The following is a 14,187-nucleotide window of genomic DNA, read 5'->3' on the forward strand; positions in this document are numbered from 1 at the left end:
TGCTAAAGTCTTTAAAACATAAAAAATGGTCGGAATTTTCTTCCGACCATGACTAAAGTCAAAGCCATCTTTACACAAATTGTTTTGCTCTTGGAAAAGGAAGGTTTGGTAAGTCTGGAAACCACTTTTGTAGATGGGACCAAGATAGAGGCCAACGCCAACCGCTATACTTTTGTTTGGGGAAGAGCCATCAAGAAGCATCAGGTAAGAATTGCAGAACAACTGGAAGAGCTATGGAATTATGCAGAAAGTGTGGCAAAAGAAGAGCTTCAAAACACTGAAAACATCGATTTTAAGGAGATTGATTCAGAAAAAGTAACACAAACCATAGACAAGATCAACGAGGTGTTGAAGGATAAAAAAATACCTTCGAAAGTTCGCCAGAAACTGAATTATGCCAATAAAAACTGGGCAAACAATTTGGATAAATACAAAAAACAACAGGCGATTTTACAAGCCAGAAACTCTTATTCCAAGACCGATACAGATGCTACTTTTATGCGGATGAAAGAGGATCATATGCGAAACGGGCAGCTCAAAGCGGCCTATAATCTACAGATTTCTACGAATAAACAATTTATTTTACATTATTCCATCCATCCCAATCCTACGGATACCAAAACATTGGAGTCTCATTTAAAAGGTTTTGAAGACCGCTATCATAAAGTTCCGAAAGAACTCGTTGCCGATGCAGGCTACGGTTCGGAAGAAAACTATAACCTATTGAAAAACAAGAAAATAAAACCTTATGTTAAATACAATTACTTCAGAAAAGATCAAAAATCGGGACAAATAACCACTTCTCAAAACAATCCTCGACTGGCAAAAATCAGGGAAAGGGTTTTCAAACTACTCAATACCAAAAAAGGCATCAAACTCCGAAAACAGCGATGTCACGATGTTGAACCTGTTTTTGCAGAGCTCAAACACAACAAAAACTTTAAACGTTTTATGCTTCGAGGAAAAACCAAGGTCGAAGTAGAAATCGGCATTCTCGCCATTGCCCACAATCTCAAAAAAATGGCAAAAGCAGTCTGAAAAAGACTGTTTTTTGACTTTTTTAGCTTTGTTTTTCAAAAAATCAAAAATAGAAAACTTCAAAAATCAGATTTTTAAACAAAGCACAAAAAAAGACTGTCCTTTTGAGACAGCCTCATATCAAGAAATTGTAAAAGCTCGAACATTAAGTTTTGACGAACAATGCCAAATTACAGATTTCTATAATTGGCTAAAAAACCGTGAAAACTTTGAAAAATCAGTTCTGAATTTTATCCTTTCCACGGATAAAGAAAAGCAATTTCCAATTGTCTCTATGTTGCGAACACTGATTAATAATAATATTGAATTGTATAAGAGTAATCAGAATTTTCTTGACGAGATTGATACATTGGCTGTTTGTTCAAAAAGACCAGATTTCCTCAACTCTCAAATTACTTTTCAGCAAATTCAAACCAATACTCAATGGTTGGAATTGAAAGAAATTAAAAACTCATTAGAGTCTGCAAGTTGGAATAGAGATGATTCGAAAGTAGAATCTCTTAGCAGAGAGGAAGAGAGACTTTCCAATTTGTATAAAATTGAGCAGGAAAAACTCGCAGCCCTTTATAAACAGAAAAATGAATCGGATACTGTTGCTTCAAAATATGTAAATAATATTTTCAAGAAACTCTACGAATCGGGAATTTTCAATCTTTCAATTTTGGATAATTACTTTCCGATTGAAACAAAAAGGCAAGATTCTAATCAATCAAATCCTCAAATGCAGGAGGGAAAATATTTCAATATGGAAATAGTCTCACAAATCCATAAAGAATGCAATGGAATACAATTTGAGAATCTTACAGAAATGGAATTGTATTCCATTCTAAATTTACTGCCTGCAAATGTTCAATTGATTATCAGGAAAAGAGAAAAGATACGAATATGCTATTTGATTTCCATACTGTATGATTATCTAAAAGTAGAAAATAAAACAGAGTGGCGCACAGCTATATTAAATTCCATAGGTATCGAGGAAGGCTTCTACAATTCAAAATACAAAGAACCTGTATCTGAAACGCCCAGTAGAGAATCTAAGAATTTTGCGCTGTCTATCAGTAAAATATTTGTTTATACTTCCTGATACCATATAATACCACTTTTACCACTTAAAATATTTTTAATACTCATTGATTATCAATGATATAAATTTAAGGCATCCACCTTCTTACCACCTTTTTTCCGACATAGATTTGCAATGTGTTCGAACAATAATGCCGAAGTACAAGGCTTGTTTAACAATAACATTGCAAAAGATATGAACCTAACCGAACTTAAGCAGAAACCGCTTTGGCAAATGACAGGAGAAGAATTTCTTTATCTTCAGAAGACTGATGGGCATAAAGAAGTTGAACCTGTTCCCCTCATTAATTCTACAAAAAAATACGTTTACGGAATTGCTGGAATCGCACGCCTATTTGGATGCAGTATTCCCACAGCGAACCGAATCAAGCAGAGTGGAGAAATAGATAAAGCCATCACACAGATAGGTCGTAAAATCATCGTGGATGCAGACCTTGCATTAGAATTAGCCGGACGTAAAACAGGAGGAAGAAAGTGATGATGGATAATAGCAAAGACATAAGGAGTTTATGGCATTCCTCAAGGCTTTTGATTACCGATAAATTTGAATATCCGCCTGTTGTTATCCGTATTGATGAATCTGTTGTAGGAACACTTGGTAATTTCTCAGCTACCGTTGGAAAAGCCAAAAGCAGAAAGACCTTTAGTGTTACGGCGATGACCGCAGCTGCTCTGGTCTGTCGCCTGATGCTCAATTATAATGCTGCGATGCCTGATGATAAGAGGAAAATCATTTACTTCGATACTGAGCAAAGTCCGTATCACAGCCAGAAGGTATTGTCAAGGATAATTGAGCTTTCTGGAATGAGCAAGGATATCCAACCGGAGAATCTTGAATTCGTCTGTCTGAGAAGATTTAATCCATCAACCCGTATTAAGATTATCGAAGAAGCAATCAAAAGCACAGCTTCATTAGGGTTGGTAATTATCGATGGAATAAGGGATCTGGTATTTGATATCAATTCCCCTAATGAATCGACAGAGATTGTTTCCAAACTGATGATTTGGACAGAGGTCTATCAGTTGCATATCCACACCGTTTTACACGTCAATAAAACAGATGATAATGCGAGGGGACATTTGGGAACGGAACTGCTAAATAAAGCTGAGAGTATACTACAAGTGGTGAGGGATGAAAAAGACCCGAATGTCTCTATTGTAAAACCCATGAGCATTCGTGATGTTGAGTTTGAGCCTTTTGCCTTCAGGATTGATAATGATGGTCTGCCTGAATCGGTGGATGACTATCATATACAGACAGGTCAATCCAAGGGATTCGATTATCACGAAATATCGGAACATATACATCGGGAAGCGTTGGCACTTTCTTTCAAAGACCAAAAATCACTTTCCTATGGAGAACTTATCTCAAAGCTCATAGAATCCTATGCACATTTCGGATATGATTTCGGAACCAATAAGGCTAAAAAATTGAAGGTCTTTTGTCAAAACAAAACGATGATATTCAAAGAAGGAAGGTCTTATAAATTCAACCCCACTTTTTACTACTGATTCCAAAATCATTCAATGGTCTATTGGTTTAGTCTGGTTTACTAATATATATTAGTAAACCAGACTAAACCAGTCATCGAACCCCCTTAATCCAATACTGATTTTTCTTTTCAATAGCAAAACTGCTGTTGAAAGAAAAAGAATACCCAATAAATCCAAAATAAATGAATATAAAAACAGCAAAAAATATCAGGATTATCGATTTTCTGAATGCTTTGGGATATCAACCGCAAAGAACTGTTCGAAACAACCATTTTTACCTCTCTCCCTTGCGAACGGAAAAAACGGCATCGATGAAAGTTGATGACAAGCTAAACCTGTGGTATGACCATGGCTCCGCCCAAGGTGGAACTATCATTGACCTTGTCATTGCCATGCAAAAAGCAAGAACTGTCTCTGAGGCACTTACTTTCCTGAAAGACTTAAATCTGAATAAAGACTTTGTTTTCAATGGCAAAAGAGAAAAAGTAGAAAATCAAATTACGACAAGAGAATCTAATTTCAGCATTGAAACAATACAATCTCTTCAGGATTCAAAATTGTTGCAATACTTGCAGGAACGTAAAATCAATGTTGATGTTGCTCGGAAATATCTACAGGAGATTAGTTATTCCATCGGTGACAGGAAATACACGGCTTTGTGCTGGCTCAGTAACAATGGCGGCTATCATCTTCGTTCTGAATTTTTCAAAGGCTGTACTTCGCAGGATATTTCTGTAATTAAAAGTGCAGACTCAAATCAGCAAAATAGAATCTGCATGGCCTACGAAGGGATGTTTGATTTCTTGTCCCATCTTACCTTGAAAAATGAAAAACAGTTGAAAGTAGATTGTGTTATTATGAATTCACTTTCCAATCTCAATAAAGCTATAGAATGGATAAAAGAAAACAAACTAACACCAAGTTTGTTACTTGACAATGATGAAGCCGGACAAAAAGCTACTTCGAAATTGATGGAAGAATTTCCGGAAGCAAAAGATTTTTCAGTGACCTATTCCGACCACAAAGACCTGAACGATTATCTCAAAAGCAAAAATATCCTTAACAATAATTTGGCTAATGATATTGACGAGAGCAGAAATCCTGAACAGGCAAATACCTATAAAAGAAAAAGGTGACGGCTGCACGGAGGGCTTTTAATAAAAAAAGCCATAGCTTATTAGGGCTTTTTCTTAACGCTCCGTTGCACTTCACTAAAAAAGCCCCAATAAGCCAAGGGGAATACTCCCCCTTTGGAAACCCCCGAATTGTTTAAATATTAAATTCAAGAAGCGTGTCATATACTGTTTTACATTTAGAAAAAGCCAAAGGTAATGATTCTGGAATGTCAGCTCATATAGAGAGAACCATCCATCCGAAAAATGCAGATGCTTCACGTACTCATCTCAACAAAGAAATTATTGCCTATCCTGAAGGAATCAAAAACAGGACTTCTGCAATACAGAACAGGTTAAATAATGCCAATCTGAAAAGAAAGATCGGAACCAATCAGGTGAGAGCCATTCGTATTATGTTGTCTGGAACTCATGAAACAATGAAAGCCATTGAGAAAAACAGGCAATTGGATAATTGGTGTAAAGATAATCTTCATTGGCTGAAAGAAACTTTTGGAGAAGAGAATTTGGTTTCTGCTGTTCTTCATATGGATGAAAAAACACCACATATCCATGCTACTATAGTTCCAATAGTCACAGGAGAAAGACGAAAAGAAAAGAAGGATAATAATCCTCAAATCTATAAGAAGAAAAGCTCAAATGCTAATCGTCTTTGCGCCGATGATGTGATGGCAAGAAACAGACTGAAGCATTATCAGAATACATATGCTACAGCAATGGCAAAATACGGATTAAAAAGAGGAATTGAAGGGTCGGAAGCCAAGCATATTTCCACAGCCGAATATTACCGAAATCTCCATGAACAAAATCAACAGTTGGAACAGGAGAAGAATCAAAAACAATCAGAATTGAAAGCCATTGAGAAAAATATTTCTTCAAAAAGAATTGTTGAAAAATTTGCCAATGTTATCACAGGCTCTAAAACAAAGAAATTGGAACTGGAAAATGAGCAGATGAAAAAAGAGATGAATACAATTGCAATCGCAAACGAGAGAGAAAAAGGAAAGTTGCAGGAATCGGTTTCAAAACTGGAAAATACTTTAGAAAATCAACATAAGGTTTTTGATAAAATAGCACAATATCATCCTGATATCAAAGATTCGCTTCCTATTGTTATAGAATGTGAAAAAATGGGATTACCCCCGGAGCTAATCAAAACGCTATTAGAAAAACAAGAAATCCATATCAGCGGAGAAATCTATTCTTCAAGGCATTTTAAAAGTTTCAAAGTTGAAAAGCTCAAGCTTAGTATTGAATATGATAAGATTGGGAAAAGTAAAATTTTAAAAATTAGTGGCGAGCCGAGTCAAAAATGGTTGGAAACAAAGTATAAGGAAAGTTTGAGAAATAATTTTTCAAGAAACGAAGAAATAAATAATAGGAAAATGAGGAGATAAAGTAATTGAGGTATTATTTAAGCCCTACACTTTTGTGCAGTATTATATTTCTCAGATAGGAAAAGATTTGGAGAAATGTGTGGTAATCTTCATGAGCAAAATCAACAACTGCAACAGGAAAAGGATCAAAAGCAATCTGAATTGAAAGCCATTGAGAAAAATATATCTTCAAAAAGAATTGTTGAAAATTTTGCCAATGTTATCACAGGGTCTAAGACAAAGAAATTGGAACTGGAAAATGAGCAGATGAAAAAAGAAATAACCATTCTTAAGATTCATAATGATAGAGAAAAAGGAAAGATGCAGGATTCAGTTTCAAAACTCGAAAATACTTTAGAAAAACAGAATAAAGTATTTGATAAAGTATTAAAATATCACCCTGAAATAAAAGACTCATTTCCTATTGTTATAGAATGTGAAAAGATGGGATTACCACCGAAGCCGATCAGAACATTGCTTGAAAAACAAGAATTACATATCAGCGGAGAAATATATTCTTCAAGACATTTTAAAAGCTTCAGAGTTAAAAGTCTTAAATTGAATATTGAATATGACAAAATCGAGAAAAGTAAAATTCTGAAAATTGAAAACGTACAAAGTCAGAAATGGCTTGAAGAGAAATACAAAGAAAGTTTGAGAAATAATTTTTCAAGAAATGAAGAAATAAATAGTAGAAAAATGAAACGATAGCATATTAAGTGAAAAGAGACTGCCAAAAGGCAGTCTCTTTGTTATTTTAAATGATGTTAATTTTTTATAAGTGTTTGATTTATTAAAGTATTATTGTCTTTTGAAATATTCACAACATATACACCATTAGAGAAACTCTGCAAGTCAAATGTATCTCCTGTTTTTGAAATTACAATAGTTCCCAAACTATTTGCTACAGTTATCTGATATTGGTCTCCTTGTTTTGCAGTTACTGTCCTGTTTGAAGAACAAGGCGGTTCTATTATTTTTAACACTGCATAACTGTCGGAAGATTCTTCGGTTTTTGCAAGTGAAAAAGTTTCACAAGGTGCAGCTGGTGGAGGAGTTAGAGTTGTGTATAATGTAAACGTACCACAGCTGTTTGTAATATCAACTTTCGCTTCCATCGTCCAACTATTATTTGGTCCTTTTGCCATTCCTGTTGTAGATCCCTGACTTGCAAGTAATGTTACTCCCGCAATAGGGTTAGATGATATTTTGGTCCATTGAATATTTGTTATATCCTGAAAATTAAGTGTGCTTGAATCAAGATAAAAGTGAGTTTCATTATAATAATTAGGATTGTTTATCTGTGTAACACCTGCTAATGGCTTTCCGATCCATATATCTTTTGTTACAGTATTGCTGGCACCGTCCCCAGCTAAATATGCTTGCAATTTGACATACCCGTTAGCATTTGATTTAGGTGTGATACTTATCTGTGGTTGATTACTTGGACCGGTTATGTCAATAAGATTTTGACCATTTATGACAGACCACTGTATGTTAGGTGCAAAGCCTGTTGTGTAGATTGCATTATTATTGCCGCACAATAGTGCTTCACCCCCAATTTTCACTTTGCTTCCACACAAAAATGCTGTCGTTAGCGTTTGGTTCTGAGTGGTAGTAGAATTTGATAATTGATTGATAAAGAATTGTCCATTTCTCTGACTAAAGGATATGTGATCATTATTAAAATCCATTTTTTCTGCAACGAAATTAGCAAATGGGACATTGGATGCATCATCTACAGGTGAAAAAGATTTTTGGTAATCACTTTCTCCTAATGTAACATTACCAAATTTATAATCTAGTGCACTTGGAGTAGGGATAAAGCTAAAGGGACGCATATCAAGGTTATCTTTAATAAAGCCTGGCAATTCGTCCTGTGCCAATATGAATTTTCCCCCGCCATATTTGTCTATAGGGAATATATTTGAGGGCTGATTCCTGCTACCACTTAGTAGGGAAACCTGTGCGTTTATAAACCAAAGTATTTTCTTCTTGTATTTAATACTTCCCGAATACAGTTGTTTGTTTTCATTAAGATTTATCATAGGACGTGCTGTAAAATCAAAAACATATTTAGAACTTCCGGGTAAAGAAGCTAAAATGATCATATCCAATCGTCCGGTTCCCACACCTAACAAAACACCTAAAATATCTGAAAACAAATGTTGCTCGCCTGTTTCCTTATAAAGTCTCAATAAATCATTAATTGTTTGATCTGTTCCGCATTCGCTACCGTTTGAAATAGCTACTTTCCTTAATTGCTGGGGATATCCTTTGGATTTAAGCTCATTCTGCCAGTTATTGTGGATAGTGTTATCTATCTGATAATTTTTATTCACGTAATTGATAAGCATCTGTCTAGCCGCAGGTGTATCGGTCAATGTAAGAATATCATTGATTGATATACCTTGGTTAAATATAGGTACTATAAATTCCAAAGGTCCGGCTATTGGAGTCCTGATATAGGTTTTAGAAACATTAATCAGCATATACTGGATACTTAAAGGTATATTTGCTCCTAAATGCGGACTATCGTGCGAAATGAAAAGTTGAGTATCGTGATTGATACCGTTATCTTCCATATCTTTAAGAGCATATCTCGCAATAAGTCCACCCATACTTTGTCCTAAAACAACATTTTTTATTGTACCAGCTTTATTATCGTTTACCCATTGTATTGCTTTTTTGAGTAAAGCAGCATTGTTTTGAATGTAATCAACCCCATTGTTCCAATCAACATAAATAATGTCGTAATTGTCATTTAAATTAAAGTATAACGAATAATTGTTACCACTCCCAGAATCATTTTGATATATTAAACTAGATTTAAAATTATTGATATTGGTTAATCCCGCCTCTCTCGTAGGTGCTATAATATTTCCCATATCAAATCCTTCAGCCACTATTAATGGTTTTGTAATCTGAGTATGTCCAGGTGCAAGTTGAATATAAAGAGTGGCTCTGCTAAACAACCCATTGCTTATTACTTTTTTCGTATACTGGTCAAGATTGCTAGTTTTTGCCGATGTATCAGAGATTTCAACAAATTGATCTAAATGACCATCAATGGTAAACAATGTGTGGGAATATAATATCTGACCTGAATTCAAAGTTAATTTAAATGTCCAATGGTATGTTCCTTCGGCGGTGTAGTTTGCATTGATCAATTGATTATATGGCAACAATTGATATGGTTGATTATCCGAGAGTTTATATTCTATTTTCTGAATCTGTGTTGATTGATTGCTGAGAAACAGATTATCAGGAAGTTTAATTTTAAAATTGAACTTATTAGAAGAGTTTATTGAAGGAGCCAGAGCAAATACAAATTTTTCTTCATAAGGATTTTGCCAGATTCCGTTGACATACTTGTCTTGGATTTGATTGTTATTAATAATTAATGTTCCGGGATCACCCGTATTCTTTGAATTCTGCTGGGTAATTTCGGAAAACTCGGAATATCTATAAAAGACCCCACCTAAAGGAATAATATCAATTTGTTGTTCATTTTTCCAATCGCTTGTAAATTGTTCTGAAGTTTTTGTTATTTGGGAATTGGCAGACAAACGACTCATTAATAAAGTATTGTATACATCAACCACTAGTTTTGAGCTGGTATATGAGCTATCTGGGATAGTGCCATCGTATTTTTTAAAGTGAGCAAATTCTATTGCTGCGTCTAATAACAATCCGTTTGGAATTCTGTCTTTTTCCAGATTCGTGAAAATATTTTGTAAAGGATTTATTTGGTTAATGTCTCCTGGATCAACAGGAATTGCTATTTGTTGCTGTTGTGTCGTTACAATCTGACCCAGCCCTAAAAAACCTAAGAATAATAGAATAATCAGGTAAAATTTTGTTTTCATAGTATGGTTTTTAGTTTATGAATTTTTTATCAAAGCGACCTTCGGTAATAGTGACTTTACTATTGTTACCATTTATATTGTTAGCGGTGAAACTAAAACTTCCAGAAATTATATTATTATCTTTATCAAATTTGATGATATTTAATATTCCATCATTATTACCAATGCCAACATCAAACACTTGAGATTGATTTTCATATCGGCAGGCTGTAACAGAATATGTTTTAGCAGTAATCTCATTACTGTCAGAAATATTGATGACAATTCTGTTGCTTGTATCATTCACTTGTCTTAATACTATTTGTAGTTGATATGTATTATTTACAAATTCGTACTTGGTATTATTTCCTCCAGGGTTAAGATCTGGTGACTCAATTTTTGCTACCCAAATATTATTGTCTACTAAGGCTCCTCCAGTATTTTTACCGGATTGCGTTGCTTCAGGAAGCGTGTTTTGGTTAGGGGTATCATCATCTTTACAGGATGATAAAAGGCCAATACATAAAAGGCCTAAAAAAAGAAAGTTTTTCATGATGTTATTTTGTATGATGTTATTTTGTTTGGATGTTATGTTAAAGATAGATAATAATTACAAATAATAAATATTAAATTTTTAATAAATGAGAAAAATCATTACAGATTATGTTGATGGTTTCATTGTTTTACCAATGATGAAAAGCAATTTTATGGTAGTAAGATTGTAAAAGATATCAAGATGTATCGCTAATGAAAAAAAATCTAAAATATTTTTATTGTGTGCCTTGCAAGAGTAAGACACAATTGTCGATGCGATAAATAGCATCAATATTTTTATATCATATTTTGTGTCAAAAAATTTAATGTGCAAAACTATGCTCTGCAATAATGTATTGCTATAAATTTAATTAACAAAAAACACACCCAATAAATTACTGGGTGTGTTTTTGGGTGTAAACACTGTAATCTTCTGATTTTCAATGTTAATTGTGGAGTTGGAGGGATTCGAACCCTCGTCCAAACAAGCAATACATAAGCTTTCTACATGCTTATTTTGTTATTGGTTTTCGAGATAGAACAGAGAACAAACACCCAATTCTATCCTTAACTTCTAATGTTTTCGAGCCTTGGCCAAAGTTTCCAAAACCTTATTTCTGCATTGCTATGCCCCAGGTTCAAACGCCGCAGAACAGAGCGTTTGTGAGACATCTTACTTCCTTACTAAAATCTTCGGGAAACGCTTGAATCTACTAAACTTCGATTATTAAGCTGCAAGAGCGAACTCTTCGTTGCCAGTTAAAATTGTGTAGCAAGGGATTTGAGAGATCGCGCTACGGTTCTCTGCATGCTTACTTACCCATTGGTCTTGCTGTCGAAACCAGTCAACCCCGTTAAGTGTAAGATTGCAAATTTACATAAAATTTTCAAACGCATTTCCATGTTACGGTAAATTTACAAACTGGCAAATTAATTTAATAGTCAATGGCTGAATTTTAACATTTTGCAACGCGACATTTTGCCAAAATATCATAAGGGGGGTTAAATCGGGTTAAACTTTGCGATGGTAATAACCTTTTCCTCAAGAGTGATCCTTAATCAGCATAATTTTGTATCAAATTAAAACTATGAAAATACCTCGACTCTTTTTATTGCTGACTTTGTTTTCACTACGCCTTTTTTCTCAATCAGATCTTATTATTGGGAATGTAACCAATGATAATGGTGATAAACTGCCGGGCGCTACGGTTTATAATACGAGGACAGACCAAATGGTGCTAACGGATAAAATGGGGAATTTCTCAATCCCGGCCAAGGTTTTTGACGAACTTCGTTTGGCGAGGCAAGGTTACGAGCGCCAGGTGATTACTTTGTCAACTGGGGATTTTTCAAAAAGTATGGACGTCAGGCTTTTGTCTATTCCTATTGAGATAGAGGCGTTGACCCTAAAATTTCATCCTACCGGGAATCTGAAAAAGGATGTTCCAAGGCTTAATCCACCTGCCAGGGAAGTGGCACTTAATAACTCAATGAATATCTACATGCGAACGCCAATGCATCAAATGGTTCCCACTGCATCGGTGCCGTCTGCGTTTAAGCAGCCCAATCCCAATGCTGGTGTAGTGCCTTTGCTTAGTGTCGGTTCAGGCGGTGTTGGTGGTGGTTTGTTGAGTATGCTGGGTTCTGCTATTTTGGGAAATAAATCGGGAAGCAAAACAAAGGCGGACTATGCCGAAACACAGGATTTTTACAGGCGTGTGAAAGCGGTGATTGATATTTCTTTTTATACAAATCATGGCATGGATGACTATGATATTGATGTTTTCCTAGCCTACGCCGACAAGGTTTATGATCTTGCCAAAAATTACCGTAACAATTTTAACAAAGCGGCCATTGAGCTCAAACTGAAAATAGCATTTACAGAATATCTCAAGAATCACAGCTTTACCAAAAAATCTGTGGAGGGTTAAGCTCTATTGACTTTAAGGTTCTGTTTAATGTATTTCATTTATAAATAAAGGAATTGTTATTTCTTGTTTAAAGCAAGCAGTCTCTTTTAGTGTGCTTTCTATTGTGCTTTTCCCGTGAAAATGCCTGCTGCAAAGGCTTCGCAAAAAATGTGGAAAACTTTTACCTATGATTGTCAGTTTTTTGACGTTTTTCAAGGTTGTTTTATTTCATTTATTGGTTTCTATTTCTATTTTTGTAAGGCCGGTTTTGCGGAGTAATTAATTGAGTAAATTGTTGATTATGTTTCTGCTAACGGTTTTTTTACTAGTACATTCAATAAATATAAGCACTAAGTTATGGGGATTTTTGATAAAAGAGTAAGTTATAAGCCGTTTGAATATCCGGAAGTATTACAATTTATAGAAGCTATCAACAAGTCCTACTGGGTTCACTCCGAGGTAGATTTTACTGCAGATGTTCAGGATTTCCACTCCCAATTGGAGCCTCATGAGAAAAATGCTGTCAAAAATGCCTTGCTGGCTATTGCCCAGATTGAGGTCAATGTTAAGACCTTCTGGGGAAACCTCTACCAGCACCTTCCAAAGCCTGAGCTTAATGGTTTGGGTGCCACGTTTGCTGAATGTGAGTTCCGTCATTCAGAGGCTTACTCCAGATTGTTGGAAGTATTGGGCTATAACGATGAGTTTTTGGATGTGGTGAAAGTACCTGCCGTGAGGGACCGTATAGAATATCTGGGAAAAGTGCTGAAAAATGCCAACTCTCAGGATCCTAAAGCCTATGTGTCATCACTGTTGCTGTTCAGTATTTTGATAGAGAATGTATCGCTCTTCAGCCAGTTTGCGATTATTTTGTCTTTTACCCGTTTCAAAGGCTATATGAAGAATGTGTCCAACATTATCGCTTGGACGTCTGTAGATGAGCAGATCCACGCCAACGGCGGCATCTACCTAATCAACAAGATCCGAGAAGAGCAACCTGACCTGTTGAACGAAGAAGATATAGAAGCTATCTACGACCTTGTAGATGAATCCATTGAGATGGAATCCAATATTTTGGATTGGATCTTTGAGTTGGGCGATTTGGAAAAAGTTTCCAAGAAAAACCTGCTCGATTTTATGAAATACCGTGTAGACGACTCGTTGAAAAAGATTGGGATGAAAACCCGCTACAACGTGACCCAGGAAGATTACAAACCAATGGTATGGTTTGAGGAAGAAGTTTTTGCCAATTCTATGGATGACTTCTTCGCCAAACGTCCGGTAGATTATACCAAACACGATAAGAGTATTACGGCGAACGATTTGTTCTAATTTCGGTAAGGAAATCAGATCTTAAGCTCAAAAATCTGAAACATTTAATGTCAGCATTGTCATCCTGAGCTTGTCGAAGGATTTCAATATCAATAGAAGATAATATTTGTCATTCCGCAGGAATCTCAGCAGTTTAGATTCCTGCGGAATGACAAAAGCAAATAGAAAACCCTTCGGAAATCGTAGATTATACGTAGTCAATTTTGAACTCTGAAAGGGTGGCGTGAAAAAGAAAATTTTGAGAACAATGTATCATTCTTGGGGTTTTCTTTTTTATGTGAAAGCATCAAAAGAAGCGCAGCGCGCCCCGGGCTGAACGGAGCTCTTTTTGTTTTTGCTGTAGGGGCATGGGGGGAAGTGGCAACAACGAAAAAGCGGGAGTGGAGCACGGATAAAGGCGCCCAAAACAATTATAAACACAATCAATATTAATAGAAAA

General features: G+C 35.4%; 11 protein-coding genes and 1 other RNA gene. 9 read left to right on the forward strand and 3 right to left on the reverse strand.

Annotated elements, in window-relative coordinates; translation table 11 throughout:
- The first annotated feature begins 48 nt into the window (after positions 1 to 48).
- The 7 genes from AC00Y6_RS14360 to AC00Y6_RS14390 all read left to right on the forward strand — a co-directional run bounded on the left by AC00Y6_RS14360 (position 49) and on the right by AC00Y6_RS14390 (position 6,835).
- The gene (locus AC00Y6_RS14360; RefSeq protein WP_474491302.1) at positions 49 to 1,038 is read left to right on the forward strand and encodes a transposase; all 990 of its coding nucleotides are present in this window, start codon (positions 49 to 51) and stop codon (positions 1,036 to 1,038) included.
- A 13-nt stretch (positions 1,039 to 1,051) separates the two neighbouring features.
- Positions 1,052 to 2,122, forward strand: coding sequence for a hypothetical protein (locus tag AC00Y6_RS14365; RefSeq protein ID WP_474491303.1), 1,071 nt, complete (start codon positions 1,052 to 1,054; stop codon positions 2,120 to 2,122).
- Positions 2,123 to 2,236: 114 nt separating this feature from the next.
- The gene (locus tag AC00Y6_RS14370) at positions 2,237 to 2,599 is read left to right on the forward strand and encodes a DUF3853 family protein (protein ID WP_474491304.1); all 363 of its coding nucleotides are present in this window, start codon (positions 2,237 to 2,239) and stop codon (positions 2,597 to 2,599) included.
- A complete protein-coding gene (locus AC00Y6_RS14375; protein ID WP_474491305.1) occupies positions 2,599 to 3,633 on the forward strand; it encodes an AAA family ATPase in 1,035 nt (344 codons plus the stop codon). The genes AC00Y6_RS14370 and AC00Y6_RS14375 overlap by 1 nt, the downstream gene beginning before the upstream one ends.
- A 164-nt stretch (positions 3,634 to 3,797) precedes the next feature.
- Complete coding sequence (locus AC00Y6_RS14380) at positions 3,798 to 4,751, forward strand: toprim domain-containing protein (RefSeq protein ID WP_474491306.1); 954 nt, start codon at positions 3,798 to 3,800, stop codon at positions 4,749 to 4,751.
- A 155-nt stretch (positions 4,752 to 4,906) separates the two neighbouring features.
- Positions 4,907 to 6,145 (forward strand): MobV family relaxase, encoded by a 1,239-nt coding sequence (gene mobV / locus AC00Y6_RS14385; RefSeq protein WP_474491307.1) that lies wholly within the window; start codon positions 4,907 to 4,909, stop codon positions 6,143 to 6,145.
- A 75-nt stretch (positions 6,146 to 6,220) separates the two neighbouring features.
- Positions 6,221 to 6,835: a hypothetical protein gene (locus tag AC00Y6_RS14390; protein WP_474491308.1), complete on the forward strand. Its 615-nt coding sequence runs from the start codon at positions 6,221 to 6,223 to the stop codon at positions 6,833 to 6,835.
- Positions 6,836 to 6,891: 56 nt separating this feature from the next.
- Here AC00Y6_RS14390 and AC00Y6_RS14395 read toward each other — a convergent pair whose 3' ends face one another.
- The 3 genes from AC00Y6_RS14395 to ssrA form a co-directional block, all read right to left on the reverse strand.
- Complete coding sequence (locus tag AC00Y6_RS14395) at positions 6,892 to 9,993, reverse strand: PGAP1-like alpha/beta domain-containing protein (protein ID WP_474491309.1); 3,102 nt, start codon at positions 9,991 to 9,993, stop codon at positions 6,892 to 6,894.
- 10 nt (positions 9,994 to 10,003) lie between these two features.
- Positions 10,004 to 10,525, reverse strand: coding sequence for a Riean_0653 family protein (locus AC00Y6_RS14400; protein ID WP_474491310.1), 522 nt, complete (start codon positions 10,523 to 10,525; stop codon positions 10,004 to 10,006).
- Between the two features lie 431 nt (positions 10,526 to 10,956).
- Positions 10,957 to 11,359: a transfer-messenger RNA gene (ssrA, locus tag AC00Y6_RS14405) on the reverse strand.
- A 235-nt stretch (positions 11,360 to 11,594) separates the two neighbouring features.
- Here ssrA and AC00Y6_RS14410 point away from each other — a divergent pair.
- Positions 11,595 to 12,437, forward strand: coding sequence for a carboxypeptidase-like regulatory domain-containing protein (locus tag AC00Y6_RS14410; RefSeq protein WP_474491311.1), 843 nt, complete (start codon positions 11,595 to 11,597; stop codon positions 12,435 to 12,437).
- A gap of 336 nt (positions 12,438 to 12,773) precedes the next feature.
- Entirely contained in the window at positions 12,774 to 13,748 is a 975-nt protein-coding gene (locus AC00Y6_RS14415) for a ribonucleotide-diphosphate reductase subunit beta (RefSeq protein WP_474491312.1), read from the forward strand.
- Positions 13,749 to 14,187 lie beyond the last annotated feature (439 nt).

This window comes from Epilithonimonas sp., from assembly GCF_056329745.1.